We start from the raw sequence: 25,522 nt of genomic DNA, 5'->3' as shown, positions 1-25,522 counted from the left end.
ACCGGACCGAGGGCGTCGACGGGCCGAGCCCCCGTCGGCCCCCCCCTCGGCCCTCCTCCGTGAAGCGCCCCGGAAAGCTCTCCGGGAAGCCCCCTGGAAGCGCCCGAAAGCGCCCTGGAGAGCCCGTCCGCTCCCCCGCCGAGCCCGCCCCGAGGGGCGGACCGTCAGCCCTCGGTCCCCGAGCGCAGCAACTGGCGGGCGAAGGCCGCCAGTGAGCCGCCGACGCGCTCGACGGACAGGCCGAGCTCGTGCCGCTGGAACCGGAAGAGCTCCGGCGACAGCGGGCTGAGCGCGATGTCGATCAGCGGGTCCGGGTCCTTGACCCCGTGGTCGACGAGGAGCGTCCGGACGTGCACGCGCCAGAAGCCGTACGCGCCCGTCCGGAAGCGCGCCGCGCCCGTCTCCGCCCCCAGGGCCAGCGGCAGGTGCCGTTCGAGGAGATCGAGCATCGCCAGGTAGAACGCCGCCAGCCGCTCCCCCGCCGGCGCGCCGGGACCGAGCGGCGGGGGGCCGTAGATCAACTGCCCCTGGAGCCGGCGCTCGTGCTCGTCGAGCAGGGCCACGGCGACCGAGGGCGGATCGGGGAAGCTGCGGTACAGCGTGGCGCGGCCCACCCCGGCGGCCTTGGCGATCCGGTCCATGGTGACGGTCCGGGGGTCCTGTTCGGCGAAGAGCCGTTCGGCCGCGGCCAGGATCTGGGCGCGGTTCCGCTCGGCGTCCGCGCGTCTGCGCGGGGCGACCGGCCGCTCGTCCGCGGCCTGGAGGTCGCCGAGGAGCCCGTCGACCCGGTGCACGGAGCCGGCTCCACCGCCCCGCTGCTCGTCGTCGCTCATGGGCCCGACCCTACTTCCCTCAAGTTCTCCCCAAGATAAGTGGACACCTTGTCCGCTTGCCATGTCGAGTGGCATCATAAACGGACTCACTGTCCACTTACCGCTCGTCATCCCGCCCCAGGGAGATCCCATGCACACCGCGCTCCTCGCCGCGGCCCTGCTGGTCGGCTGCCTCCTGGCCGTCCAGGCCTCGGTGAACCTCCAGCTCAACTCGGCCGTCGGCACCCCCTACGGCGCCTCGACCATCCAGCTCGGCGTCGCGACCGGCCTGCTGGTCGTCCTCGCGGTGGTGGCCGGCGCGCTCGGCGCGCTCGGCAAGCTGCCGGACGTCGAGCCCTGGCAGCTGCTCGGCGGCCTCGCCAGCCCGCTCTACATCACCAGCGGCATCCTGCTCTTCCCCCGGCTCGGCGCCCTCGCCGCCGTCGGACTCTTCGTCACCGGGCAGATGTTCGCCTCGCTCGCGCTCGACCTCTTCGGCCTCCTCGGCCTGGAGCGCAAGGACCTCAGCGTCGGCATCGTCCTGGGCGCCGTGGCGGTCCTCGCGGGCATCGTGGTGATCATCCGGGGCATGAAGGCCGCGGCCCCCGCCGGCGCGCCCGCGATGTCGAGCGCCGGGCGCGTCGGCTGGCTGGCCCTCGGCATCGTGGCCGGCGGCGTGCTGCCGGTCCAGGGCGCGGTCAACGCCCAGTTGCGCGCCCAGCTCAAGGAGCCCCTCACCGTCGCGGTGATCAGCTTCGCCGTGGCGACCTTCACCATCGCCGTCGTCCTGCTCGTGCTCTACGCGACCCGGCGCACCCCGAAGCCCAAGATCGCCCCGCTGAAGAAGATGCCCTGGTGGGGCTGGCTCGGTGGCGCCTGCGCCGCCGCCTACGTCACCGGCACCTTCCTGCTCATCCCGTCCATCGGCGCGGCGGTGACCATCGCCCTGACCGTGACGGGCCAGCAGCTGACCTCCGCCCTCATCGACCACAAGGGCCTGTTCAAGCTCCCGCAGCGCTCCCTCACCACGCCGCGCGCCCTGGGCCTCGCCCTGCTGATCGCCGGCTCCCTGACCATCCAGCTCGTCTGATCCCGGGCCCGCGTCGCAGAAGGTGCGCCGTGAGAGGCGCGTCACGAAAGGTGCGTCATGAAAGCGTCGTACACCGCCGGGCCGGACCTCCACGTCCTCCCCTCGGCCCTGCCCATACCCGGCCTCGGCGACCAGCCGGTGAACGCCTTCCTCCTGCGGTCCGGACAGCCGGTCCTCGTGGACACCGGTATGCCCGTCGACCGGGAGGGCTTCCTGGACTCCCTCTGGTCCCTGATCGACCCCGTCGACCTGCGCTGGATCGTCGTCACCCACGACGACCGCGACCACACCGGTGCCCTCGCCCGCGTCCTGGACACCGCGCCGCACGCGAAGGTGCTGGCCAACGCGATATCGGTGACGCGCATATCCGAAGAGTTCGGCATTCCGCAGGACCGCCTGGTGACCGCGAATCCGGGAAACCGGATGAAAATCGGTGACCGCGAGCTGAGTTTTCACCGGCCGCCCACGTTCGATTCACCCGGGACACTCGCCGTGTTCGACCACTCCGACGGCACGCTCTACAGCTCCGACAGTTTCGGGACCGTCGTGGAGGAGATCGGCCAGGAATTCACCGACCTCGCCGAGGAGGAGTTCTTCCACGGATTCGAGGTCCTGAACCGGGCGATAGCCCCCTGGACCGCGCTGGTCGACGAGGCGAAGTTCCTCCGGCCGGTGCGCGAGCTCGCCGCCCTGCGGCCCGTGCGCCTGCTGAGCGCCCACGGGCCGACCGTGCGCGGGGACGCCGTGCCCCGGCTCTTCGACGCCATGGCCCGCATCCCCGCCCTGCCCGCCTGGCTGCCCGGCGCCGACCTCGACCTGGAGGCGGCGCTCGACGCCCACGAGTCCCTCACCGGCTGAGCCCCTCCGCCCGGCCCGCACACGAACCGAGGAGAACCATGCCCGACCCCGCCCTCACCGATCCGACCCCGCCGCGCGGAGTCGTCACCGTCTTCTCCGACATCTGGTGTTCCTTCGCGCACATCGCCGTCCACCGGCTGCACACCACCCGGGCCCGGCTCGGCCTGGAGGAGCAGGTCTCCTTCGACCTGCGCGCCTTCCCGCTGGAACTGCTGAACGACGCCCCGAGCCCGCGCCCCGGCACGGACAGCGAGGTGGCCCGCATGGCCAGTCTGGAGCCGGAAGCCGGCTGGCAGCTGTGGCAGGCCAAGGACTGGCTGTACCCCTCGACGACGCTGCCGGCCCTGGAGGCGGTCCTCGCCGCGAAGGAGCAGGGCCTGCGCGCCTCGGAGCTGCTCGACCTCGGGCTGCGCCGGGCCTTCTGGGCCGAGTCGCGGTGCATCAGCCACCGGAAGGTGATCCTGGACGTGGCCGCGGACACCGGCGCGGTGGACGTCGACGCCCTCGCGGAGGCACTGGACGACGGCAGGGCCCGCCGGGCCCTCGCGGACCAGGCCGCGCTCTCCCGGACCGACCGGGTCAACTGCAGCCCCCACCTCTTCCTGCCCGACGGCTCCGACCACGCCAACCCCGGCATCGACGTGGGCTGGGAGGGCGCGTACGGCATCGGCTGGCCGGTGATCGCCTCCGACGACCCGAAGGTGTACGAGGACATCCTGCTCCAGGCCGCCACCGAATAGCTCTTGCCGCTGCCATAACCGGCTGAATACCAGGTACGACGGCGAGGCATTTCTCATCGAGAAATGCCTCGCCGTCGTACCTTTTTTTCGCCTCCAGAACATCGCGGTGATTATTAATTGCGTGACCCGGCCGTTATTCGCAAGGACGCTCGAAGCTCCTACAGTCGTCCCCGCCGCCGGAATTCCGGACGCAGATTCGCATCGACAGCGGGAGTTCTTCATGTCGTTGACCGACAAGGCAGACGTCAGCACGTTCGTCGACCTCACCCAGCACGAGATCGAAGCCCTGAAGACCCGGTTCAACCTGGCCGACGCGCACACCCACCAGCGCCAGTCCGCCTCCCAGGAGCGGATCGTCTCCCGGCTCCCCGAGCTGTGGCACGAGTCCGAGTCGAAGCAGCAGGCCCACTTCGAGCGCCAGTTCCTGGACGCCTTCTTCCGGCTGCACCGGCAGCCGACCGCCCGCGCCATGGACCGCACGCTCCTGTCGTACTCCGCCAGCGTCTCGACCATGGTCGCCGGCATGTTCCTCAAGCAGCGCGGCATGTCCGTGCAGCTGGTCGAGCCCTGCTTCGACAACCTCGTGGACCTGCTGCGCAACATGCAGGTGCCGCTCGGCCCGGTGGACGAGTCGGTGCTGCACGACAAGGACGCGATCTACGACCGGCTGGCCGAGGAGGTCCACGCGGACGCGATCTACCTGGTCGACCCGAACAACCCCACCGGCTTCACCCTGCTCGCCGAGAAGCTGGAGGGCTTCCGCGAGGTCGTCCGCTACTGCGTGGACCACGGCAAGGTCCTGGTGATGGACTTCTGCTTCGCGTCCTTCGCCCTGTGCGACGAGGGCATCGGCCGGGTGGACGTCTACGGGCTCCTGGAGGAGTCCGGCGTCACGTACATGGTCATGGAGGACACCGGGAAGACCTGGCCGATCCAGGACGCCAAGTGCGCCATGATCACCGCCAGCCGGGACATCCAGGAGGAGGTCTACAACCTCCACACCAGCGTCCTCCTGAACGTCTCGCCCTTCGTCCTCAACATGGTCACGCAGTACGTCGAGGACTCCATCACCGACGGCTTCGCCTCCGTCCGCGACATCATCACCACCAACGCCGAGGCCGCCCGCGCCGCCCTCGACGGCACGGTCCTGGAGTTCCAGGAGCCGGTCGTCGGCACCAGCGTCGCCTGGTTCCGGATCAAGCCGGAGCACCTGACCGCCACCCGGCTCCAGGCCCTCCTCTTCGACGAGGAGGTGTATGTCCTGCCGGGCACCTTCTTCTACTGGAACAGCAAGGAGAAGGGCGAGCGGTACGTCCGGCTGGCCCTGGCCCGCGAGCCCGAGGTGTTCGCCGGCGCCATGGAGCGGATGCGGAAGGTGCTGGAGCGTCATGCGGCCTGACACCGAAGCACCGACCTTCGTGGACGCCGCCCTCTTCATGGGGATGCACAGCGAGGACGACGCCGTCCGGACCGCCGCCAAGGCCTTCTTCGCCGGCCGGGTCGCCGCCGGGGAGGCCGGACGGGTCCTCATGAGCTGGGAGCAGGTCGGCCGCTGCGACGACCTCGTGTGGGGCTACGACCGGAAGACGCAGGACGCGTACTACCCCTTCATGGACGTCCTCCACACCGACCTCGCCGTCGAGCGGATCGGCTACGAGGAGGCGGACGTCCGCCGGGCCTTCACCGCGCCCGAGCTGGACGGCCTGCCCGCCCACGAGCGGCTGCTGCTCGCCCAGGTCGTCCACCGCGGGGGCACGCTGCACACGGCGAGCCCCCGGCTGCTCCGGACGACCGGCCTGCCCGTCGCACCGCTCGTCCCGGCGGGCGCCCCCTCCCCCGACGGGGAGCCGGCGTTCCCCGCGTACCTGGAGGACCTCTACCAGCGGTCGCTGGTGCTGACGGTCGCCTCCGACACCCTCTGAACAGACCTCGGAAAGGCCCCCCTTCCATGCCTGGCACCTACTCCGGGACGATCGTCCCGCTGATCACCCCCCTCGACGAGCACGGCACCGTCGACGAGCGGAGCGTCGCCCGCCTCCTGGACCACGTCCGCGCCGAGGTCACCGGCCTCATGCCCGCCCTGACCTCCGGCGAGGGCTGGAAGCTCGACGCCCGGCAGTGGCGGGACGTCGTCGCGTACACCGTGAGACACGCCGGCGGACTGCCCGTCCTCGCCGGCATCCAGCTCCCCGACACCGCCTCGGTGATCGAGCGGGCCCGTACGGCCGTCGAGCTCGGCGTCGACGCCGTCGTGGTCACCACCCCGTTCGGCGCCGACGTGACGCAGGACGCGATCGTCGACCACTACCGGGCCATCCGGGCCGCCCTCGACATACCGGTCTTCCTCTACAACGAGGAGGCACTGTCCGGCAACCGCATCGAGTTCGACACCCTGCTGCGGATCTGCGAGATCCCCGGGATCGTCGGCATCAAGGAGTCGAGCGGCGACGCCGCCTTCACCCGGAAGACGGCCGAGTCCGGCACCGGCGTCCCGGTCTTCGAGGGCTGGGAGAACCTCCTCGCCGACGTCCGCGGCGTCGACGGCTTCATCGGCCCGCTGGCCAACCTCGAACCCGCCCTGTGCAACGCGATGCTGGTCGACCCCTCCCCGGAGCGGCAGGCGGAGCTCAACGCCGTCTGCGAGCGGTACGGCGTCTTCCGGGACGACTGGTACCGCTGGGTCAAGAAGGAGCTGCACGAGCGCGGCGTGATCTCCTCGCCCACCACCCACGAGGAGGCGAGGGCGGCATGAGCGGCGGTCCGTCGGCCTCCCCCACCCTCCTCGCGACCGCCCAGCGCGAGCTGCACGCCCTCTACCGGCGGGTGCCCAGCCCCGGCGACTACGCGTCGATGACCGCGATCGAGGAGCGGTGGATCCTGCCCAAGGCACGGGCCTACGAGGCGTCCGCGCCCCGCTTCGGCTCGCCCGGCGAACTCCTCGGCGCGCTCAAGGACTTCCTCGCCGAGGAGGAGGCCGCGCTCCCCGAGAGCGCCACCTTCCTCGCCGAGCACGCCACCCTCGAACAGTTCACCACCGTGGTCCGGCAGTTCGCCCTCGACGGGCTCACCGAGTCCGAGTCCCTGCTGCCGGTCGTGCCCCGGCTGCCGTACCGCTCGGCGATGGCGGTCTTCCGGGTCCTCATCGACGAACTCGGCTGCGGCAACGAGGAGAAGGCGCACTCCCAGCTCTACCGGGACCTGCTGACCGAGCTCGGCCTGAGCCTGCGCCCGGAGGACTACCTCGACGAGACGGTCCCCGAGTGCTACGCGTACGTCAACATGTTCCACTGGCTGGCGAGCCGGGCGGCCTCGCCCCAGTACTTCCTGGGCGCGTACGCCTACTTCGAGACCAGCGTCCTGTACGCCTTCCAGAGCTTCGCGCGGGCGGCCGGGCGGCTCGGGATCAGGAACGACGCCTACTACACCGAGCACCTCTACATCGACTCCTACCACAGCGGTCACATGCGGACGGCGATCCGCGCGCTGGAGGAGCCGGACCTCGCGAAGATCTGGGCGGGCGTGCGGCTGGCCTCCGACATCGTCGGCACGGCCACGGAGGCGGCCGTGGCCCGGGCGCGGGAGGCCGTCGCATGACGGCCGTGCCCGTCGGGCGGCGGCGGGAGGGCGAGGAGCCGGCCGTCCGCCAGGTGACCGAGGACCTCGTCCTGGTCGAGACCGGCGGCCGGAAGGTCCTCGCGGCCGCCGTCTGCCCGCACCGCGGGGGCCGGCTCAAGTACGGCAGGGTCGACGGGGACAGGCTGCGCATCACCTGCCCCCTGCACCACACGACCTTCGACCTGACGAGCGGGGAGCGGCTCTCGGGGGCGGCCTGCGCCGCCCTCCGGGTGGTCGACGTCCTGCCGGGTCAGGACGTCACCGCTCCCGTCCCTTCCTCCGGAGGCGCCCCGTGACCACCACACCGACCGGGGCGGCGCCCGTCGCGGCGCCGCCCCGTGCGGCCGCGGCCGGACACGACGGCGTCGCGCCCGTGCCCGAGGCCGAACGCACCTCGTCCCCGGCCGACTTCGGCTGGATCTGGCCGTCCGCGCAGTTCTCGTTCGGCACGGTCGTGCTCGGCGCGCTGCCCGTGGTCTTCGGCCTCGGCTGGTGGGCCTCGGCGAGCGCGATCGCGGTGGGCGTCGCCGTCGGGACGGCGCTGCTCGCGCCGCTGGCCCGGTTCGGCGTCCGCACCGGCACCAACGACCCGGTGTCCAGCGGGGCGCACTTCGGGGTGCGGGGCAGGGTTGTCGGCAACGTCCTCACGGTGGTGACCGCGCTCGGCTTCTTCGCCATCGCCGTGTGGACCGGCGGCACCGCCGTCATGGTGGCGGGGCACCGGCTGCTGTCGACCCCGACGGGCCCGGGGGCGCTGACCGTCGCCATGTTCGTGACGGCGGCGGCGGTCGCGCTGGTCGCCGTGCGCGGCCACGAGGCGCTCGTCCGCACGTACCGGATCACCGCCGTCACCGGCGGGGCGGTGCTGCTCGGCACCGTCCTCGTCCTGGCGCCCAGGTTCGACCCGGGGTACGGCGGCGGTCCGCTCGCCCTGGACGGCGTCCCGCACACCTGGCTGCTGGCGGCGACCGCCTCCGCGACCGTGCCGCTGTCCTACGCCACCTTCCAGGGCGACTACACCCGCTTCATGCCGGCCTCCGCCCGGCCGGGGCGGGTGGCCCGGGCCAGCGGCGTGTCCATGTTCCTCAGCAGCCTCGCCGCGCTGCTCACCGGCGCATACGTGACGACCCTCTTCCCGGTGCCCGACGAGCCGTGGCTCCAGGGCCTGACGGACGCGGTGCCCGGCTGGTTCGCGGTGGCGGTGGTGCTCTTCGGCTTCGCGGGCACCCTGCCGCAGGCCGGGCTCTGCCTGTACGCGGCGGGCCTCTCCGCCAACTCGGTGTTCTGGCGCTCCTCGCGGGCGGCGGTGACCGCGGTGGTCGCGCTGCTCGCCGGGGCCGTGCTGTACCTGGGGGCGGTGGTGTACGACGCCATGGACGCGATGTCGGCGTTCGTGACGCTGCTGCTCACCGTCGTCGCCCCGTGGGCGGCGGTGCTCTTCGTCGGGTACGGGCTCCACCGGGGCCGGTACGACGCGGAGGCGCTGCGCTCCTTCACCACGGGCGGGGGCGGGCGGTACTGGTACGTGCGCGGGGTCAACCCGCGGGCCGCCACGGCCTTCGCGGCGGGCACCGCCGTCGGGGTGCTGTGGGTCAACAACCCCTTGTACGTGGGTCCGTTGGCCCTCCTCACGGGCGGCGTCGACCTGAGCCTGCCGGCCTCCTTCACGGTCGCGGCGGTGCTGTACGGGGCGCTCTGCCGGGTGTGGCCGGAGCCGCTGCTCCCTCCGGCGGCGGGCGCCGCGCGCTGATCCCGTACGCGTCCCCTTCCCCCTCCCCTCCGTTCCGAGCTTCGAGGTGTCGCATGTCCGTGTTCCGGCTGACGGTCCGGTCGGTCGTCCGGGAGGCCGAGGGCGTCCTGGGTCTCCTGCTCGCCGACCCCTCGGGCGCCGATCTGGCCCCGTGGGAGCCCGGCGCGCACCTGGAGGTCGTCCTGCCCTCCGGGACGGTCCGGCACTACTCGCTGTGCGGCGACCCGGGCGACCGGGGCACCTACCGGCTCGGGGTGCTGCGGGAGCCGGCGGGCCGGGGCGGTTCGGAGGAGGTCCACGCCTCCGTGGGACCGGGGACGGTCCTCGGGGTGCGGGGGCCGTTCAACCGCTTCCCGCTGGTGCCCGCCGAGCGGTACCTGTTCGTGGCGGGCGGCATCGGCATCACCCCGCTCCTTCCGATGCTCCGCTCCCTGCCGCCGGACTCCTGGTCCCTGCTGTACGGGGGCCGGAGCCTGGCGTCGATGGCGTACCGCGAGGAGCTGACGGGGCTGCCCGGGGTGACGCTGGTGCCGCAGGACACGGCCGGACTCCTCGACCTGGACGCCGCCCTCGGGGAGTTGCCCCCGTCGACGGCCGTCTACTGCTGCGGTCCGGAGGGGCTGCTGCGGGCGGTCGAGGAGCGCTGGCCGGGGCCGCTGCACACGGAGCGGTTCGGGGCCCCGCCGGCGGCCCCGCCGGCGGCCGTGCCGGCGTCGGACTCCGGTGGCGGTTTCGAGGTGGAGCTGCGCCGGAGCGGCCGGACGGTCCGGGTGGAGCCGGGGCGGAGCCTGCTCGACGCCGTGCGGGAGGTGGTGCCGGGTGTGGCGTACTCCTGCGAGGAGGGCTGGTGCGGCACCTGCGAGACGAAGGTACTCGCGGGAACGCCCGAGCACCACGACTCGGTCCTCGGCGAGGAGGAGAGGGCGGCGGGGGCCTCGATGATGATCTGCGTGGGCCGCTCGCGCGGCCCACGCCTCACCCTGGACCTGTGACGGCCCGGAACGCTCAGGGGAAGACGACCAGGGCCCGGCCGCCCTTGCCCGCGAGCATGTTGTCGAAGGCGCCGGGGATGCCGTCCAGGGTGATCCGCTCGGTGACGAGGGAGCCCAGGTCGAACCGTCCGGCCCGGATGTGCCCGGCGAGGACCGGCAGGTCCTCGGCCGGGTTCGAGTTGCCGTAGACGCAGCCGGTCAGGGTGCGGCCCCAGTGGAAGATCTCCAGGGCGTTGAAGGTGACCTGCTGGTCCTTGCCGCCGATGCCGACGACCGTGGTCCGGCCGCCGCGCCGGGTGGACTCCCAGGCGGTGCGGATGGTGACGGCGCGGCCCACGCACTCCACGGCCACGTCGACGCCCTGCCCGCCGGTCAGCCTCCTGATGTCCTTCGCCGTGGTGTCGGAGGCGACGACGTACTCGGTGGCCCCGGCCGCCCGCGCGAGCGCCTCCTTCTCCGGGGAGACGTCCACGGCGACGATCGTCGACGCGCCCGCGATCCGGGCGGCCTGGAGCGCGGCGAGGCCCACGCCGCCGACGCCGTACACCGCGACGGTCTCGCCCTCGCGGACCCGGGCGGAGTGGTGGACCGCGCCCCAGCCGGTGAGGACGGCGCAGCCGAGCAGGGCGGCGTCGGCGAGCGGCACGCCGGCGGGCACGGGCAGGACGCAGCGGGCGGCGACGACCGTCTCCTCGGCGAAGGCGGCGACGTTGAGCCCGGGGTGGAGTTCGGTGCCGTCCTGGGTGCGGGCATGGAGGTTGGCCGCGCCGGTCAGGGCGTCGGCGCAGAGCCAGACCTCCCCGAGGGAGCAGGGGTGGCAGCTGCCGCAGGAGGGCGCCCAGTTGAGGACGACCTCGTCGCCGGGGGCGACGTGCGCGACGCCCTCGCCGACGGAGACGACGGTGCCGGAGCCCTCGTGGCCGAGGACGGCCGGGACCGGTACGCGCATGGTGCCGTTGGAGAGGGAGAGGTCGGAGTGGCACACTCCGGCGGCGGCGAGGCGGACCCGGACCTGGCCGGGGCCGGGCTCCGGGAGCTCGATGTCGGTTATCTCCAGCGGAGCGCCGACGGCGGGCAGGACGGCGGCGCGGATCAGGCTCACGTGCGGTGCTCCTCGGGGCTCGGACTGCGGCGGGGCAGGAAAGCGGCTCAGAACTGCAGGGACTTGGTCTGGAGGTACTCGGCGAGGCCGTGCGCGCCGAGCTCCCGGCCGACGCCGGACTGCTTGTAACCGCCGAAGGGGGCCAGCGGGTTGAAGCGGCCGCCGTTGATGTCGACCTGGCCGGTCTCCATGCGGCGGGCGAAGGCGACGGCCTCGTCCGGGTCGCCCCAGACGGCCCCGGCGAGGCCGTAGACGGTGCCGTTGGCGAGGGCGAGGGCCTCCTCCTCGTCCTCGTACTTCATGAGCGAGACGACCGGGCCGAAGATCTCCTCCTGCGCGATGGTCATGTCCGGGGTGACGTCGGCGAAGACGGTCGGGGAGACGTAGTAGCCGGTCTCGCGGGGGGCCTCGGGGCCGCCGGCGACGAGCCGGGCGCCCTCCTCGACGCCCTTCTCGATGTAGCCGCGGACGCGCTCCCGCTGCTTGGCGTTGACCAGCGGGCCGACGCGCTCGCCGGGGACGTACTTGGCGACGGCCTCGGCGGCGAGCGCCACGGCCTCCTCGTACCGGTCGGCGGGGATCAGCATCCGGGTCCAGGCGCTGCACGTCTGGCCGGAGTTGGACATGACGTTGGCGACGCCGACGGCGACGGCCTTGGGCAGGTCGGCGCTCGGCAGGATGACGTTGGCGGACTTGCCGCCGAGTTCGAGGGCGACCCGCTTGACCGCGCCGCCCGCGAGGGCGCCGATGCGGCGGCCGACGGCGGTGGAGCCGGTGAAGGAGACGAGGTCGACGTCCGGGTGCTCGGCGAGCGCCTGTCCCGCGACCGGGCCGAGGCCGGTGACCAGGTTGAAGACGCCGGCGGGCAGGCCCGCCTCGTGGACGGCCTCCGCGAAGAGCTGCGCGGTGAGCGGGGTGTCCTCGGCGGGCTTGAGGACGGTGGTGCAGCCGGCGGCGAGGGCCGGGGCGACCTTGGCGACGATCTGGTGGAGCGGGTAGTTCCAGGGGGTGATCGCGGCGACGACGCCGACCGGCTCGGCGTAGACGGTGGAGTTGCCGACCTTCTCCTCGAAGGGGTGGGTGGCGGCGAGTTCGGCGTACGTGCCGGCGACGGCGATCGGCAGTCCGGCGTGGACGGCGGCGGCGAACTGCGGCGGGGCGCCGAGCTCGGCGGTGACGGTGGCGGCGATCTCCTCCGCGCGGGCGGCGAGCGCGTCGCGCAGGGCGGCGATGCGGGCGGCGCGCTCGGCGGGCGGGGTGGCGGCCCAGCCGGGCAGCGCGGCGCGGGCGGCGCGTACGGCGGCGTCGACGTCCTCGGCGGTGCCGGCCGGGACGTGGCCGATGACCTGCTCGTCCGCCGGGTTGACCACGGGGATGGTGTCCGTGGAGGAGGCGGGGCGCCATTCCCCGCCGATGTACATCGCGTCGTGCGCCTTCATCCGCTGTCTCCTCACGTTACCGACGGGTTCGTCGCCCACCCAAACTAGCGCCGTTAGTTTTCCGGCGCCAGGGTGGCGGGGGGTGCCCCGGGTCTCAGTACCGGGACCGGCCCGGCCCGGCCCGGGGGCTTCGGTACGGAGCCGTTCGGGGTTCCGGTACGGAGTCGATTGGGGTTCCGGTACGGAGTCGATCGTGCCGTCCCGGACCGGGCGCCGTCCACGGTGGGACCGGACAGGCGTGGGCGCCGGAAACGGGCCGTTCCGCCTTGCGACGCGGCGCGCGCCCGCCTCTCGCCGTGCCTGTCTCTCGCCGTGTCTGTCTCTCGCGTGTCGTCCGGACGTGCCGCCGCGTCCGGCGGGGCGCGCGCCGGGTGGCGCGGCCCGCCGGACGCGGCGGGTGGGGGCCGACGGAGCGGCTGGGATCCGTCGGCCGGACGTTCCGGTGCCGCGGCGCGGGGAGGGCGCGGCGTCCCGGGACGTCAGATCTTCTGGGCGATGTCGGTGAGGTGGGCGAAGACGACGATGTTCGCCTCGTAACCCGTCTTGCGGTCGAAGGCTCCGCCGCAGGTGAGAAGCCGCAGTTCGGGCCGCCCGGTGGCGCCGTACACCTCCTTGTCGGGGAAGTCGTCCTTGGCGTACGTCTTGACGCGGTCGACCGTGAAGACGGCCACCTTGCCGTCGGCGCGGGCGATCCGGACGGTGTTGCCGGGGTTGAGCACGCCGAGGTTGAGGAAGACCGCGGGCCCGGTGCGGGTGTCGCGGTGACCGACGACGACGGCGGTCCCGCGCTCGCCCGGCGTGGTGCCCTTGGCGTACCAGCCGACGACCCGGGGGTCGTCGACGGGCGGGGCGGCGAGCTGCCCCTTGGCGTCGAGGCCGAGGTCGATGACGGGGGCCTCGATGGTGATGGCCGGGACGGCGACGGTGGTGGGACGCGAGCGGGGAAGCGGCGCGGGCGCACCGGATGCGTCCTTCGGCCGGGGTGCGGCCTTCGGGGAGGGGGCGGCCTTCGGGGAGGCCTTGCCCTCCTGCGGGGGCGCGGCCTTCGGGGAGGGAGCGCGCTCCGGTGGGGGCGCGTTCTCCGGCGGGGCCTCGGGTTTCGCCTTGTGGTCCAGCGCGGCCGGCGCTCCGGCCGCCGCGACCGCCCCCGTTCCCGCCCCCGCCGCCCCGGCTCCGTCGGAAGCGGCCGGGGCGGCGGCGAGGGGCGGGGCGGCGGGCTCTTCGTCGCCCGCCCACCAGAAGCCTCCGACCACCAGGACCACGAGCACCGTCATGGTCCTGGCGAGCCGGAACAGGCGCCGTCGCCTGCGCGGGATGCGGGACCTACGCGGCGCCATCGTTGCGGCGGCGCGAGCGGCGGATCATGACCAGTCCGGCCGTGCCGGCGAGACCGGCGGCGACGGCGGCACCGACGCCGAAGGCGGAGGAGTCCTCGGAGGCGGCGAGCTCGACGCCGCCGCCGCCCGCGCCCACCGGGCCCTGCGGGGGCCGGCCCTGGCCGTTGCCGGACCAGTTGCTGTTGCTGCCGCTGTTGCTGTCGTTGCCGGACCAGTTGTTGCCGGAGCCGTTGTTGCCGTTGTTCTGGCCGTTGCCCGGCCGTCCGCCCTGCCCGTTGTTGTGGCAGTCGACCGTGAAGACCTTCTGCTTGCCGGTGGGGGTCGCGCCCGGGAAGGTCCAGGTGACCCGGTACTGCCCCTCGGGCAGCGTCAGCGGGTTGGTGTGTCCCATACCGGTGTTGAGGGCGACGCGGCCGCTGAGGGTGGGGACCTCCGGGCGGGGCGGCTGGGGGGTGATCTCCCAGCTGACCTCCTGGAGGATGTCGAAGTTGAAGGCCGCGAGGTAGAACTTGCAGACCCTCGCCTCGTCGTTCAGGTCCCCGTAGGGGGTGCCGACCTTGTGGACCTTGATGTCCCCGTTGTCGCCGGGTGCGGCGAACGCGGCCGGGGCGCCGGCGAGGGCGAAACCGCCGAAGGCGGCCGTGGCCGCGAGGGTGGCGGCGAGGGGGCGGAGAGCGCGAGCGGGCATTGCGGATTCCTCCAGGAAAGGACAGGTCGGGTGTTTCAACCGATAATCCGACTATCCGTCATCACATGACTGCGGAGGGTAGCGACATGCGTGTGTCGATCTCCGAGTCGCCCGTCCGGCTCAGAGGCCGCCGGACCCGCCGGACCTGGAGCTTCGTCCGGCCCGGGTTTTCAGACGATTCCGAAGAGGATCGCCGCCGCCAGCACGACCAGTGACGTCAGCGCGGCCCACTTCACCGTGAACCTGGTGTGGTCGCCGAACTCCACCTTCGCCATGCCCACGAGCACGTACACCGCCGGGACCAGTGGGCTCGACATGTGCAGCGCCTGGCCCGCGATGGACGCCCGGGCGATCTCCACGGGCGACACCCCGTGGGCCGCGCCCGCCTCCGCGAGGACCGGCAGCACGCCGAAGTAGAAGCCGTCGTTCGACATGAAGTAGGTGAGCGGGAGGCTCAGCACACCGGTGACCAGGCCCATGTGCGGCCCCAGGCCCTCGGGGATCGCGCCGACGAGCCAGTCCGCCATGTGCTTGACCATGCCCGTACCGGTGAGGACGCCGGTGAAGACGGCGGCGGCGAAGACCATCCCGGAGACGTTGAGGACGTTGTCGGCGTGGGCGGCGATACGGGCCTTCTGCTCGGCCATGTTCGGGTAGTTGACGGTGAGCGCGAGGGCGGCGCCGAGGAGGAACAGCACCGGGATCGGCAGCAGTTCGAGGATCATCGCGGTGAGCAGCGCGACCGTCAGACCGGCGTTGAACCAGTACAGCCGGGGACGGAGCATGGCACGGTTCGGATCGAGCCCCTGGAACCCGTCCCCGCTCCCCTCCCCCGCACCGGCACCGGCACCGGCACCGGTCGTGCCCGCAGACCCGACCGCGCTTTTGCCGCCGCTGCCACTGCCACTGCCACCGACGCTGCCGCCACCGGCCTTGACCAGCACCGCGTCGGCCTCCGGCACCAGGGCCTCGTCGAGCGTGAGGTAACCGATGCGCTTGCGCTCGCGGCGGCCGAGGACGTACGCGAGGACGAAGACGAAGAGCAGGCCCGTGCCGAGCGCGGGGATCATCGGCACGAAGATGTCGGAGGCGTCCAGCTTCAGGGCGGTCGCGGCGCGGGCGGTGGGGCCGCCCCAGGGCAGGGTGTTCATGACGCCGTTGGCCGTGGCGGCGACGCCCGTCATGACGACCAGGCTCATCCCGAGCCGCTTGTAGAGCGGATACATCGCCGAGACGGTGATCATGAAGGTGGTGGAGCCGTCGCCGTCCAGGGAGACGATCGCGGCGAGCACCGCCGTCCCCACCACGATCCGCACGGGGTCGGCCTTGCAGAAGCGCAGGATGGCGCGGACGATCGGGTCGAAGAGGCCGACGTCGATCATGACCCCGAAGTAGACGATCGCGAACATCAGCATCGCGGCCGTCGGCGCCAGGTTGCCGACGCCTTCGATGACGTAGTCACCGAGCCGGGCGCCCTGCCCGACCGCGACGCAGAAGAGCGCGGGGATCAGCACGAGCGCCGCGATCGGCGACATCTTCTTCGTCATGATCAGGACCAGGAAGGTCGCGATCATGGCGAAGCCGAGGACGGTCAGCATGGAGGACACCTCACGTTCACCCTTGAACTGCCGCCGAGCGGCGGTCCGGATGACGGTAGGTGCCCCCTTCCGCCGTTAACAAGGTGTTGACGCGTGAGCAATACGAGCAAAACCCCAGGTCAATACAGGGGTGCGACTCGGGGTCACGGCGGGTCGGCACTACGGCGGGGTGACACTCCGGCGGGATGGGACTCCAGCGGAATGGCACTCCGGGTCACGGCAGGGGCGACACCTCGACGGGGAAGCCGTTGAGCACGGCGGTCCCGGAGAGGGGGTCGATCCGCGACCCGTCGAGCAACTGGTTGACGTTGACACCGGGCCGGGCGGACGCCACGGCGAGCCGGGTGCCCGCCCGGTCGTGGCCCCAACCGTGCGGAAGGCTCACCACGCCGGGGCGCACCCCTTCGGTGACCTCGACCGGCACCTCCAGCTCACCGCCCTCCCCCTTGACCCGGGCGAGCCCGCCGTCGGCCAGCCGCAGCCGGTCCGCGTCCCGGGGGTGCACCTGGAGGGTGCAGCGGTTCGAGCCGCCGCCGAGCGCGGGGGTGTTGTGCAGCCAGCTGTTGTTCGAGCGCAGGTGCCTGCGCCCGACGAGCCGGAGGACGTCCGGGTCGGGTACGGCGTCGAGCGCGGCGCGCAGCCGGGGCAGGTCGGCGGCGAGCGGCGCGGGCAGAAGCTCGATCCGCCCGCTGCGGGTCTTGAGGAGCCCGGGCAGCCGGGGCTTGAGCGGGCCGAGGTCGATGCCGTGCGGGTGCGCCTTCAGCTCGTCGAGGGTGAGCCCGTACGGGCCGAGCCGCAGCATCAGGTCGAGCCGCCGCTCGGCCCCGGTGTCCCCGGTGAGCCGGGCGGCGAACTCCTCGGGGTCGGCGCCGTACGCCGGCGAGTGCTCCTGCGTCACGGCCTTGGCGAGGGTGCCGCGGATGGCGAGGTCGTCCACGGCGGAGGGCGGTGAGCCGTGGGCCCCGGAGACGGCGAGGATCAGCCGGGCGTGGATCTCGCACTCGTCCATCCGGTCCGCTTCCAGGGGAACGGCCGCCGGGGTGTGGCGGACCTGGTCGCGGACGGCGAACCCGTTGAAGGCGAAGTCGAAGTGGGCGCTCCGGGAGGGCGGGGGCGGGGGCAGCAGGACGTCGGCGTGGCGGGTGGTCTCGTTGAGGTACGGGTCGACGGCGACCATCAGGTCGAGGGAGCCGAGGGCCGCGTCGAGGCGGTCTCCGTCGGGGGCGGACAGGACGGGGTTGGCGGCGATGGTGAGGAGGGCCCGGACGCGCCCCTCCCCCGGGGTCTCGATCTCCTCGGCGAGCGCGACCAGCGGCAGCTCTCCCTTGGCCTCGGGGTGGTGCGAGACCCGGCTGTGCCGGCGGCCGAGGGCGAAGCCCTTGCCGGGTCCCGCGGGGCGCGGGGCGGGCGCGGTGGCGGAGAGCGGGAAGAGCGCGCCGCCGGGCCGGTCGAGGTTGCCGGTGAGGACGTTGAGGACGTCGACCAGCCAGTTGGCGAGGGTGCCGTACGCCACGGTGGAGCTGCCCATCCGCCCGTAGACGGCGGCGGTGGGCGCGGCGGCGAGTTCCCGGGCGAGGGCGCGGATGGTGGCAGCGTCCACGTCGCAGGCGGCGGCGACCGCCTCGGGGCTGAACTCCCGTACCGCGGCCCGTACCTCCTCGACGCCCTCGACGTGGGCGGCGAGCGGTCCGAGGTCGGTGAGGTCCTCCGCGAAGAGGGTGTGGACGAGGGCGGCGAGGAGCAGCGCGTCGGCGCCGGGGCGGATCGCGACGTGCCGGTCGGCGAGGCGGGCGGTGCGGGTGCGCCGGGGGTCGACGACGGTGAGGGTGCCGCCGCGCCGGCGGAGCGCCTTGAGCCGGCCGGGGAAGTCGGGGGCGGTGCACAGGCTGCCGTTGGAGTCCAGGGGGTTGGCTCCGAGCATCAGCAGGTGGTCGGTGCGGTCCAGGTCCGGCACGGGGACGGCGAGGGGGTCCCCGAAGAGCAGGCCGCTGGACACGTGCTTGGGCATCTGGTCGAGCGTGGACGCCGTGAAGAGGTTCCTGGTGCGCAGCGCGCCGACGAGCAGGGGTGGGTAGAGGGCTCCGGCGATCGTGTGCACATTGGGGTTGCCCAGGACGATACCCACCGCGTCCGGCCCGTACTCCTCGACGATCGGACGGATTCGGGCGGCGATCGTGTCGAACGCCTCGGCCCAGCCGACCTCCCGGAGTTCGCCGTCCTTCCGGACCATGGGGCGGCGGAGCCGGTCCGGGTCGGCGTCGACCTCGGGGAACGCGGCGCCCTTGGGGCAGATGAACCCCTGGCTGAAGACGTCGTCGCGGTCGCCGCGCGCCCCGGTGACCCGGGTCCCTTCGAGCGTGAGGGTCAGTCCGCAGGTCGCTTCGCAGAGGGGGCAGATGCGCAGGGCGGTGGACATGGCGTCTCCCTGGGGGCGTCGGGAGCCCGAGCATACCGACCGGTAGGGACGGTGGGGAGGGTCGTGCGGGAGGTCGCCGGAGGGGTGGATGGGGGCGTTCGGGACGGGCGTATCGGGACCGGCGCGTTCGGGACCGGCGTATTGGGGGCCGGGGCGTTCGGGATCGCCGGGAGTCGTCGCGCTCGCCTCGCCTACCGGGAGGCCGTCGCCGCCGTCGTCGTAGCGGCGCGAACGACCCCGGCGCGGGTGAAGCGCAGCTCCGGGTCGAGCAGGCTGTCGGTGCGGAGCAGTTTGACGTCCGAGTGGTAGTCCATCGAGGTCAGCCACGGCATCCGGTCGCCCTGCCGGGGCAGTTGGTCGACCCCGCGCCGGATGTAGCCGGCGCCGAAGTCGAGGAACGGCCGGGTCGGCATCGCCGGATCGGCGGGTTCGGGCCGGCAGACGTCGTGGCCGGAGGCGTCCATGTGGGCGAGGAGCCGACAGAAGTGCTCGCACAGCAGGCCGACCTTCAGCGTCCAGGAGCTGTTGGTGTAGCCGATCGAGAAGACCAGGTTGGGCACCCCGGAGAGCATCACGCCCTTGTAGGCGACGGTGTCGGAGGGGCGGATCTCCTCGCCGTCGACGATGATCCGCACGCCGCCGAACGCCTGCACGTTCAGACCGGTCGCGGTGACGACGACGTCGGCCTCCAGTTCGCGGCCGGACTTCAGCCGTATCCCGTTCTCGGTGAAGGTGGCGATCCGGTCGGTGACGACCGAGGCCTTCCCGGCGCGGAGGGCCTTGAACAGGTCCCCGTCGGGCACGGCGCACAGACGCTGGTCCCAGGGGTCGTACGGCGGGTTGAAGTGCTCGTCGACCGGGTAGCCGTCGGGCAGCTGCCCGACGTTGACCCGCCGGATGATCCGGCGCGCGGTCTTCGGCCACCGGCGGCAGAAGGCCCAGAAGAAGCGTTGCCGGGCGATGTTCTTCCGCCGGGTCAGCGCGTAGCCCCGCTCCTGCCCGAGGTACTTCTTCAGGGCGTTGGCGATCACGTCCTTCCTCGACACCGGCATGACGTACGACGGGGTCCGCTGGAGCATCGTCACGTGCGCGGCGGTCTCGGCCATGGCGGGCAGCAGCGTGACCGCGGTGGCGCCGCTGCCGATCACCACCACCCGCTTTCCGGCGTGGTCGAGGTCCTCGGGCCAGTGCTGCGGGTGCACGATCGTGCCGCGGAAGCGCTCCCGGCCCTCGAAGTGCGGGGTGAACCCCTGGTCGTAGCGGTAGTAGCCGCCCGCGCAGAACAGCCAGGAGCACGTCAGCGTCGTCCGCTCGCCGGTGTCGGCGCGTTCGACGTGCACCGTCCACCGCGCCCGGTCGCTCGACCAGGATACGGAAAGCACCTTGTGGTGGTGGCGGATGTGGGCGTCCAGCCCGTTCTCGGCCACGGTCTCGCGCAGGTACGACAGGATCCGGGGCCCGGTGGCGATGGCCTCCTCGTCCCGCCACGGCTTGAACGCGTAGCCGAAGGTGTGCAGGTCCGAGTCGGACCGGATGCCCGGGTAGCGGAACAGGTCCCAGGTCCCGCCGGAGGCGGCCCGGGCCTCCAGGATCGCGAAGCTCTTCGACGGCAGCTCGGTCTTCAGCCAGCGACCGGCCCCGATGCCGGAGATCCCGGCGCCGATGACCAGGACGTCGAGGTGTTCGGCGGCGGGCGGGGCCGAGGAGGCGGGCATGGACGACAGCTCCAGACGACGGGACGGACGAGAGGACGGACGGGCGGGGGCGGAGGTGGAGGGCGGAGGCGAGCGCCGGTCGCTCTCGCAGTCCTCCACCGGCGCGAAGGAGACCGGGCCGGGGACCGCCCCGCGCAGGGAAACGGTGGCCCCTACGAGAGGGAGGGCGCCAGGTAGGCGTAGAGGAGGAGCCGGGTCTCGTCGACGAGCGCCGGATCCCCGGCGGGGTCCGTGCGGAAGGCGAGCCGGACGAGGGCGTCGGCGGTCTCGACACCGACGAGCACCTTCCGGTGCAGCTCCTCGTCGGCGGGACGGCCCAGATGGGCGGCGAGGAGCCCGCAGATCCGCTCGGCGACGAGCCGGTTGGGATCCTCGACCTCGTCGCGCGGGTCCACGCCGTCGCCCGGGTCCGTGCCGTCACTCGAGTCCGCGCCCTCACTCGGATCTGTGCCATCGTGCGAGTCCGCGCCGTCACTCGGGTCCGCGTCGGCACCGTCCTCGGCGGTACGGCCGGAGGCCTCCCCCGGCGCGGCGGCGGGCACGCCAAAGTCGACGAGCGCGAAGCCCGGGACGGTCCGCTTCATCGCGATGAACTCGTCGAGGACGCCGTCGATGGCCCCGTACGCGTCGAGGAGCGGCGTCGCGGCGAGACGCTCGGAGACCCGCTCGACGTACCGGTCGAGGTTGCGGAGGGCGAGGGCCGCGACCATCGCCCGCTTGTTGCCGAAGAAGCGGTAGACGGAGCCGATGGGGACACCGGCGCGGGCGGCGACGGCCCGGGTGCTCAGCCGCTCGTACCCGGTCTCGTCGAGGAGCACGGCGCAGGCGTCGAGGATCCGGGCGAGCCGCTCGGCACTGCGCTGCTGCACGGGGGCGCGGCGGAGCGCCGGAGCGGTCTGGGGGCGGGTCTGGGGCACGGGGTCCATGATGCCGCTCCGGCGGAGAAGGGCGAAGCCGGGGCCTCAGGCGACGAGCAGGCCGATGCCTCCGAGGGTGTACGCGATCATCAGCAGGAACAGGGGGAGTTGCCCGGCGACGGCCCGGGCGGGTGGGAAGAGGTGCACGGACCGGTCGTGGGCCGCGACGACGCCGAGGACGTGGCCGGTGACGACGGCGGCGACCTGGAGGGTCGCGAGGCCGCCGGGACTCAGGGGCGGAGCGGGCTCGGGGGCGTTGTCAGTACCCCCCGCCATGATTACGGTGCGTGAAAATTCAGTGACTAAGAGCGAGAAGTAGTGGGCAGTGAGATAGCCGAGGGCGATGGGCAGCAGGGAGTGGGCGAAGGAGGTGAGGGGGGTGGTGAGTTCGCGGTCCATGAGACGCAGGGCGCCGGCGCAGAGGCCGTAGCAGGCGGCGGCGAGGGCCACGGCGGCGAGGAGACCGAGCGTGGCGGTGGGGACGGGGCCGAGGGGTGAGGTCTGGAGGGTGGTGATCCAGCGGGGGTTGTCGGAGAGGCCGTCGTAGGCGGTGGAGCCGAGGAGCACGCAGACGGTGGCGACGAGGCCGGGGAGTTGGGGGGTGGAGTCGAGGCCGTCGAGCGGGGAGCGCAGGACCAGTCGGCCGTCCGCGCGGCGGCCGAGTGGGGAGAGCCGGGCGAGGAGGGAGGAGTACACCTCGAAGGGGTCGGCGTGGGCGAACCAGCGGTCGCCGTAGCGGGCGGCGCCCAGGAGCTGGACGCCGAGGTGGAGGGCGAGGGCGGTCAGGAGGGTGGTGCGGGAGGTGTTGTCGGGGGCGACGAGTTCGAGCCAGGTGAAGAGGAGGAGACCCGCGGCGGCGGGGCGGATGCCGAGGGCGGCGGGCAGCGGGCGGGGGTTCCGCGGCGGGTGGAGGGCGAGGAGGGCGCGCAGGGGGTTGAGCAGGCGCCAGACGGGACCGAACAGGAGGGAGGCGGGGACGAGTCCGACCCAGAGGAGGACGTAGAGGGCGCCGGGGGCGGGGTTGCGGTCCGGGTCGTCCGGGCCGAGGAGGAGGTGGAGGAGGAAGAAGAGGGCGACGGCGGCGCCGAGGAGCCGGAGCGCGGTACGGGTGGACGGGGCGTCGGCGGCCCGTTGGAGGGCGGCGGGGAGCGGGCGTCCGGCCAGGTCGCCCCGGAAGCGGGAGGAGGACCAGAGCAGGCCCAGGGCGAGGAAGGAGACGAGGAGCGCGGTGAAGGCGCCGACGTAGGCATAGAAGGGGGAGAGGGGGAGGTCGTGCTGGGAGCCCACGCCGTGGGCGAGCGGAAGGGGGAACGCTGTGGCGTGGGCATGAGCGGGGGCCTGGGCGAGGGCCGGGAGGGAGTGGACGGAGGTGAGGGAGTGGGCGAGGGCCGTGGTCATCGGACGACGAGTTGGGTCAGCACGAGTCCGGAATCGTGCGTCTCGACCTCGAAGAGGCCGGTGCGGTCCACGGTGAGGGTGAGGGCGGCGGGCGTGCCGGCCGCGAGCGGCAGTTCACGGTCGTAGCCGTGGACGTGGAGGGTGTCGTCGCGGTCGCTGGTGACGCGGAGGGTGAGCCGTTCGCCCTTCTTCAACTCGATGCGGGAGGGAGGTGGTTGGACGGTCTTGCCGGTGATGGTGAGGGTGACGGTCCGCTCGGCCCCGGCGGGCTCGGCCGGGGCGGTGGACTCGGCTGGGCGGGAGCTCGGTGGAACGGAGGGGATGGAGGAGACGGAGGCTCCGGCCAGGGGGACGGTGGCCTGGACGGGAGCGCCGTCGGCGGCCCAGACGGTGTGGTCGTCCGCGTGGAGCCGGACGGTCAGGGTGCGGGCGCCGGGCGGTACGTACCCCCAGGGGCCGTAGAGGCGGCCGGTCTCGCGGCCGTCGACCAGGAGGCGGGCGTGGCCCCGGCCGGGGACGGCCGCGCCGCCGGTGCTCTCCGGGGTGAAGAGGAACCTCTCCACGGTGAGGTGGACGTTCCAGCCGCCCTCGGAATCGGGGCGGACCTCGGCCCGGACGGCGGGCGCTTCCGCCGTGGGAAGCTCCCGGAGCCGGTGCCCGGCCTCGTCCCGGGCCGGCAGCAGGGTGCCGCTGCCGCCAGTGGCCTCCTGATGGCTGGTGCCGGGCTTGTGGTGGGTGGTGGCCCGGCCACCGCAGCCCGGGAGGACCGGCGCGGCGGCCAGGACGAACACCAGACAGAGCCCACCGAACCGGCGCCCGAGGGGCGGTGCCCCGGCGGTGCGCATCACGCGGACCCCTCCCCGTGCTGCGGGCGGACATCAGGGGCCTGTGGGCCCACGGGGCCGGGGCCGGGGCCGGTGGCGGAAGTACGGGTGGGGGCGGAAACACTCCCGGGTTCGACCGGCTCTCCGGTCGAAGGGCGCGCACCCGCCGCCACCACCGCCCAGAGGATCCAGACGACGCCGAGGAGGAGGCGGAGCCAGGCGGGGCTCACGGGGATGCCGGGGATCATGAGGACCGCCTTGTCGAAGGCGTCGAGGAGGGTGAGGGCGCCGAGGGTCAGGGTGGTCAGGGCGAAGGCGGGGCGGGTGGGGCGCAGGGTGAGGCCGAGCAGGGTCCACCAGACGCCGGTGAGCAGCAGCGCGAGGGCCGGGACGGCGGTCGGGGTGAGGGCGAGGGTCGAGCCGGCCACGTCCAGGGCGAGGCCCGCGAGGCCGACGAGGGTGGCCGCGCCCGCGAGGCGGGAGCCGCGGAGCCGTCGCCACCACAGGGCGCCGCCGGTGAGGGCGAGGACGAGGGCGGTGCCGAGGGCGAGCTGGGTCTCGACGCGCTGGAGGCCCCGGGCGCCGTACCAGTCGCAGCCGGCCGGGAGGCGGCGGGCCTGGACGTCGTAGTCGGCGCAGACGAGGAGCTGGGCGAGTTTGACGGGTTCGCCGACGAGGCGGTCGGCGGTGCCGGAGACCTCGCCGCGCCGGGCGCCGCACTCGGGCGGGGCGCCGGGGCTGGTGGCGCCGGCGTCGGCCTGCCAGCAGTTGCCGCCGCCCTGGCCGTCCCACCAGACGTCGGTGCGGTTGGGGCGGGAGGCGCCCGAGCGGTCGACGCCGAGGTGGTTGCCGGCGTAGCGGTTGTGGTGGGAGGTGTCGGTCTGCTTGCCCCAGGCGGATTCTCCGCGGATGAAGGCGGGGACGGCGTTGAGGTAGAAGGCGGTGCGCTGGTGGCCGTAGACCCAGTTGTCCTCGTAGAGGTTCCAGTTGCCTCCGGCGGTGATGATGCCGGTGCCGGGCGGCATGGAGATCTGGGGGCAGACGACGCCCCGTTCGTAGCCGCGCTCGACGGGGGGCTTGGCGCAGGTGCCGTCGGCGACGTACCGGTAGTAGTTCTGGTTGTTGTCGTGGATCAGGTTGCGTTCGAAGCGGGCGTGGTTCTGGGGCAGGCCGGGGTGGCCGGGGAAGGCGGAGTCCATGGAGGCGCCGCCCATGTTGTGGTCGAACTCGTTGTCGTGGACCCAGACCGAGTCCCCGGCGGTGCCGGAGTAGCCGACCATGTTGTGGTGGCTGCGGCAGCCGGTGATCTCGATGGAGTAGCGGGGGACGTCGTAGCCGCGGCCGTCGTTGATGTTCGAGGCCGAGCCGGGGTAGATGCCGGAGTCGCCGTTGCCGTAGGACTCGCAGTTCTTGTAGAGGCCGTGGTCGGAGGCGAAGGTGAGGAAGCCGTACTCGTCGTTCCAGCGGGTGAGGACGTCGTCGATGACGAAGCCGTCGGCGGCCAGGACGTACAGCGAGTTGAAGGTGGTGCGCTGGGCGGTGAAGTTGCGGAAGTAAACGCCGTCGGAGCCGTCGGCCCGGATCGCGTTGAGCTTCTGGTATTTGGCGTCGATGACGACGTCGAGGCGGGAGGCTCCGGTGCCCTCGATCTGGAGGTCCTTCTTGCCGAGGATCGCGACCAGGTTCTGGTTGTGCGGACACTGCCGCTGCTGCTCGTAGCTGAGGATCTGGTAGCCGAGGGCGGAGTCCGGGGCGTCGAGGGAGGCGCAGGCCCCGGTGGGCGGGGGCTGCGAGGGTTCCTCCTCGTAGCGGCCGGGGAGGATCGCGATGGTGAGGCCGGGCCGGTCGACGGCGTCGACGGCCTGCTGGAGGTGGCGGTGTCCGGAGGCCGCGCAGCGCTCGAAGAGGGCGAGGTTGCGGGTCTTGAGCGCGGCCGGGAAGCCGGAGATCCGGCGCGCGAAGTCGGCCCGGTCGGTCTTGCAGACGAGGAGGTCGGGTTCGCCGGTGCGGAGCTTCGGCACGCTGCCGGAGCCGTCGGGGAAGGTGACGGGCCGCTCCTCGTGGGCCTGGGCCCCGGGGGCGGTGAACAGGGCCGCGGCGAGCGCCGCGAGCACGACCGAGAGCGCGAGGACGAACCTTCGGGTCCGGGACATGCGCGTGAGAGTAGAGCAATGTTCATCTTTTTTGACCCCCTCGCGCACGCATCGGTTCGCGACGCCTCCCCACCGCCG

22 protein-coding genes are annotated in these 25,522 nt (G+C 73.0%); 10 read left to right on the top strand and 12 right to left on the bottom strand.

Translation table 11 applies throughout. The features are described from left to right. Nucleotides 1–164: 164 nt before the first annotated feature. On the bottom strand, nucleotides 165–833 hold the full coding sequence (locus ACIQVI_RS25960) for a TetR/AcrR family transcriptional regulator (RefSeq protein WP_403600006.1): 669 nt from the start codon (nucleotides 831–833) through the stop codon (nucleotides 165–167). A gap of 130 nt (nucleotides 834–963) precedes the next feature. Between ACIQVI_RS25960 and ACIQVI_RS25955 the strand changes: the two genes are divergently transcribed. The 10 genes from ACIQVI_RS25955 to ACIQVI_RS25910 all read left to right on the top strand — a co-directional run bounded on the left by ACIQVI_RS25955 (nucleotide 964) and on the right by ACIQVI_RS25910 (nucleotide 9,857). Then, nucleotides 964–1,902: a DMT family transporter gene (locus ACIQVI_RS25955; RefSeq protein WP_351973521.1), complete on the top strand. Its 939-nt coding sequence runs from the start codon at nucleotides 964–966 to the stop codon at nucleotides 1,900–1,902. A 57-nt stretch (nucleotides 1,903–1,959) separates the two neighbouring features. Then, nucleotides 1,960–2,760 (top strand): MBL fold metallo-hydrolase, encoded by an 801-nt coding sequence (locus ACIQVI_RS25950; protein ID WP_403600003.1) that lies wholly within the window; start codon nucleotides 1,960–1,962, stop codon nucleotides 2,758–2,760. A gap of 38 nt (nucleotides 2,761–2,798) precedes the next feature. Further along, nucleotides 2,799–3,500 carry a DsbA family protein gene (locus ACIQVI_RS25945; RefSeq protein WP_403599999.1) on the top strand — a complete coding sequence of 234 codons (702 nt, stop codon included), beginning with the start codon at nucleotides 2,799–2,801 and terminating at the stop codon, nucleotides 3,498–3,500. Between the two features lie 220 nt (nucleotides 3,501–3,720). After that, nucleotides 3,721–4,899, top strand: a complete 1,179-nt coding sequence (locus ACIQVI_RS25940) for an aminotransferase class I/II-fold pyridoxal phosphate-dependent enzyme (RefSeq protein ID WP_351973226.1) — start codon at nucleotides 3,721–3,723, stop codon at nucleotides 4,897–4,899. Beyond that, nucleotides 4,889–5,422, top strand: a complete 534-nt coding sequence (locus tag ACIQVI_RS25935) for a DUF6190 family protein (protein WP_403599996.1) — start codon at nucleotides 4,889–4,891, stop codon at nucleotides 5,420–5,422. The genes ACIQVI_RS25940 and ACIQVI_RS25935 overlap by 11 nt, the downstream gene beginning before the upstream one ends. Nucleotides 5,423–5,448: 26 nt before the next feature. Beyond that, a complete protein-coding gene (locus tag ACIQVI_RS25930; protein WP_403599993.1) occupies nucleotides 5,449–6,252 on the top strand; it encodes a dihydrodipicolinate synthase family protein in 804 nt (267 codons plus the stop codon). Further along, nucleotides 6,249–7,094 (top strand): iron-containing redox enzyme family protein, encoded by an 846-nt coding sequence (locus tag ACIQVI_RS25925; RefSeq protein ID WP_403599990.1) that lies wholly within the window; start codon nucleotides 6,249–6,251, stop codon nucleotides 7,092–7,094. Before ACIQVI_RS25930 ends, ACIQVI_RS25925 begins: the two co-directional genes overlap by 4 nt. Then, complete coding sequence (locus ACIQVI_RS25920; RefSeq protein WP_403599987.1) at nucleotides 7,091–7,411, top strand: Rieske (2Fe-2S) protein; 321 nt, start codon at nucleotides 7,091–7,093, stop codon at nucleotides 7,409–7,411. Before ACIQVI_RS25925 ends, ACIQVI_RS25920 begins: the two co-directional genes overlap by 4 nt. Continuing rightward, the gene (locus ACIQVI_RS25915; RefSeq protein WP_403599984.1) at nucleotides 7,408–8,865 is read left to right on the top strand and encodes a purine-cytosine permease family protein; all 1,458 of its coding nucleotides are present in this window, start codon (nucleotides 7,408–7,410) and stop codon (nucleotides 8,863–8,865) included. The genes ACIQVI_RS25920 and ACIQVI_RS25915 overlap by 4 nt, the downstream gene beginning before the upstream one ends. 53 nt (nucleotides 8,866–8,918) lie before the next feature. Further along, a complete protein-coding gene (locus tag ACIQVI_RS25910) occupies nucleotides 8,919–9,857 on the top strand; it encodes a PDR/VanB family oxidoreductase (RefSeq protein ID WP_403599981.1) in 939 nt (312 codons plus the stop codon). 13 nt (nucleotides 9,858–9,870) lie between these two features. Here the strand turns inward: ACIQVI_RS25910 and ACIQVI_RS25905 are convergent, their stop codons facing one another. The 11 genes from ACIQVI_RS25905 to ACIQVI_RS25855 form a co-directional block, all read right to left on the bottom strand. Continuing rightward, nucleotides 9,871–10,953 (bottom strand): Zn-dependent alcohol dehydrogenase, encoded by a 1,083-nt coding sequence (locus ACIQVI_RS25905; protein WP_403600561.1) that lies wholly within the window; start codon nucleotides 10,951–10,953, stop codon nucleotides 9,871–9,873. A 53-nt stretch (nucleotides 10,954–11,006) separates the two neighbouring features. Continuing rightward, the gene (locus tag ACIQVI_RS25900; RefSeq protein WP_403599978.1) at nucleotides 11,007–12,398 is read right to left on the bottom strand and encodes an aldehyde dehydrogenase family protein; all 1,392 of its coding nucleotides are present in this window, start codon (nucleotides 12,396–12,398) and stop codon (nucleotides 11,007–11,009) included. 479 nt (nucleotides 12,399–12,877) lie between these two features. Next, a complete protein-coding gene (locus ACIQVI_RS25895) occupies nucleotides 12,878–13,672 on the bottom strand; it encodes a class F sortase (protein ID WP_403599975.1) in 795 nt (264 codons plus the stop codon). Nucleotides 13,673–13,721: 49 nt separating this feature from the next. Beyond that, nucleotides 13,722–14,423, bottom strand: coding sequence for a hypothetical protein (locus tag ACIQVI_RS25890; protein WP_403599972.1), 702 nt, complete (start codon nucleotides 14,421–14,423; stop codon nucleotides 13,722–13,724). Between the two features lie 170 nt (nucleotides 14,424–14,593). Further along, a complete protein-coding gene (locus ACIQVI_RS25885) occupies nucleotides 14,594–16,021 on the bottom strand; it encodes a CitMHS family transporter (protein ID WP_403599969.1) in 1,428 nt (475 codons plus the stop codon). 214 nt (nucleotides 16,022–16,235) lie between these two features. Continuing rightward, nucleotides 16,236–18,437, bottom strand: a complete 2,202-nt coding sequence (locus tag ACIQVI_RS25880; protein ID WP_403599966.1) for a molybdopterin-dependent oxidoreductase — start codon at nucleotides 18,435–18,437, stop codon at nucleotides 16,236–16,238. A 191-nt stretch (nucleotides 18,438–18,628) separates the two neighbouring features. After that, nucleotides 18,629–20,152 carry a flavin-containing monooxygenase gene (locus tag ACIQVI_RS25875; RefSeq protein ID WP_403599963.1) on the bottom strand — a complete coding sequence of 508 codons (1,524 nt, stop codon included), beginning with the start codon at nucleotides 20,150–20,152 and terminating at the stop codon, nucleotides 18,629–18,631. 152 nt (nucleotides 20,153–20,304) lie between these two features. Further along, the gene (locus tag ACIQVI_RS25870) at nucleotides 20,305–21,078 is read right to left on the bottom strand and encodes a TetR family transcriptional regulator (RefSeq protein WP_403599960.1); all 774 of its coding nucleotides are present in this window, start codon (nucleotides 21,076–21,078) and stop codon (nucleotides 20,305–20,307) included. Nucleotides 21,079–21,114: 36 nt separating this feature from the next. Continuing rightward, on the bottom strand, nucleotides 21,115–22,467 hold the full coding sequence (locus ACIQVI_RS25865; RefSeq protein ID WP_403599957.1) for a hypothetical protein: 1,353 nt from the start codon (nucleotides 22,465–22,467) through the stop codon (nucleotides 21,115–21,117). Then, complete coding sequence (locus ACIQVI_RS25860; protein ID WP_403600558.1) at nucleotides 22,464–23,312, bottom strand: hypothetical protein; 849 nt, start codon at nucleotides 23,310–23,312, stop codon at nucleotides 22,464–22,466. Before ACIQVI_RS25860 ends, ACIQVI_RS25865 begins: the two co-directional genes overlap by 4 nt. After that, nucleotides 23,312–25,444: a right-handed parallel beta-helix repeat-containing protein gene (locus ACIQVI_RS25855; protein WP_403599954.1), complete on the bottom strand. Its 2,133-nt coding sequence runs from the start codon at nucleotides 25,442–25,444 to the stop codon at nucleotides 23,312–23,314. Before ACIQVI_RS25855 ends, ACIQVI_RS25860 begins: the two co-directional genes overlap by 1 nt. Nucleotides 25,445–25,522 lie beyond the last annotated feature (78 nt).

It is taken from the genome of Streptomyces sp. NPDC098101, assembly GCF_044760185.1.
Taxonomy (GTDB): Bacteria; Actinomycetota; Actinomycetes; order Streptomycetales; family Streptomycetaceae; genus Streptomyces.
This window is presented reverse-complemented; position numbering and strand designations above follow the sequence as displayed.

Excerpts from the sequence above, each read along its gene's own strand:
- ACIQVI_RS25890 (WP_403599972.1), bottom strand. The coding sequence starts at position 14,423 with ATGCCCGCTCGCGCTCTCCGCCCCCTCGCCGCCACCCTCGCGGCCACG.
- ACIQVI_RS25895 (WP_403599975.1), bottom strand. The coding sequence starts at position 13,672 with ATGACGGTGCTCGTGGTCCTGGTGGTCGGAGGCTTCTGGTGGGCGGGC.
- ACIQVI_RS25930 (WP_403599993.1), top strand. The coding sequence starts at position 5,449 with ATGCCTGGCACCTACTCCGGGACGATCGTCCCGCTGATCACCCCCCTC.
- ACIQVI_RS25860 (WP_403600558.1), bottom strand. The coding sequence starts at position 23,312 with ATGCGCACCGCCGGGGCACCGCCCCTCGGGCGCCGGTTCGGTGGGCTC.
- ACIQVI_RS25900 (WP_403599978.1), bottom strand. The coding sequence starts at position 12,398 with ATGAAGGCGCACGACGCGATGTACATCGGCGGGGAATGGCGCCCCGCC.
- ACIQVI_RS25950 (WP_403600003.1), top strand. The coding sequence starts at position 1,960 with ATGAAAGCGTCGTACACCGCCGGGCCGGACCTCCACGTCCTCCCCTCG.
- ACIQVI_RS25910 (WP_403599981.1), top strand. The coding sequence starts at position 8,919 with ATGTCCGTGTTCCGGCTGACGGTCCGGTCGGTCGTCCGGGAGGCCGAG.
- ACIQVI_RS25870 (WP_403599960.1), bottom strand. The coding sequence starts at position 21,078 with ATGGACCCCGTGCCCCAGACCCGCCCCCAGACCGCTCCGGCGCTCCGC.
- ACIQVI_RS25885 (WP_403599969.1), bottom strand. The coding sequence starts at position 16,021 with ATGCTGACCGTCCTCGGCTTCGCCATGATCGCGACCTTCCTGGTCCTG.
- ACIQVI_RS25935 (WP_403599996.1), top strand. The coding sequence starts at position 4,889 with ATGCGGCCTGACACCGAAGCACCGACCTTCGTGGACGCCGCCCTCTTC.
- ACIQVI_RS25925 (WP_403599990.1), top strand. The coding sequence starts at position 6,249 with ATGAGCGGCGGTCCGTCGGCCTCCCCCACCCTCCTCGCGACCGCCCAG.
- ACIQVI_RS25960 (WP_403600006.1), bottom strand. The coding sequence starts at position 833 with ATGAGCGACGACGAGCAGCGGGGCGGTGGAGCCGGCTCCGTGCACCGG.
- ACIQVI_RS25855 (WP_403599954.1), bottom strand. The coding sequence starts at position 25,444 with ATGTCCCGGACCCGAAGGTTCGTCCTCGCGCTCTCGGTCGTGCTCGCG.
- ACIQVI_RS25875 (WP_403599963.1), bottom strand. The coding sequence starts at position 20,152 with ATGCCCGCCTCCTCGGCCCCGCCCGCCGCCGAACACCTCGACGTCCTG.
- ACIQVI_RS25880 (WP_403599966.1), bottom strand. The coding sequence starts at position 18,437 with ATGTCCACCGCCCTGCGCATCTGCCCCCTCTGCGAAGCGACCTGCGGA.
- ACIQVI_RS25955 (WP_351973521.1), top strand. The coding sequence starts at position 964 with ATGCACACCGCGCTCCTCGCCGCGGCCCTGCTGGTCGGCTGCCTCCTG.
- ACIQVI_RS25865 (WP_403599957.1), bottom strand. The coding sequence starts at position 22,467 with ATGACCACGGCCCTCGCCCACTCCCTCACCTCCGTCCACTCCCTCCCG.
- ACIQVI_RS25940 (WP_351973226.1), top strand. The coding sequence starts at position 3,721 with ATGTCGTTGACCGACAAGGCAGACGTCAGCACGTTCGTCGACCTCACC.
- ACIQVI_RS25945 (WP_403599999.1), top strand. The coding sequence starts at position 2,799 with ATGCCCGACCCCGCCCTCACCGATCCGACCCCGCCGCGCGGAGTCGTC.
- ACIQVI_RS25920 (WP_403599987.1), top strand. The coding sequence starts at position 7,091 with ATGACGGCCGTGCCCGTCGGGCGGCGGCGGGAGGGCGAGGAGCCGGCC.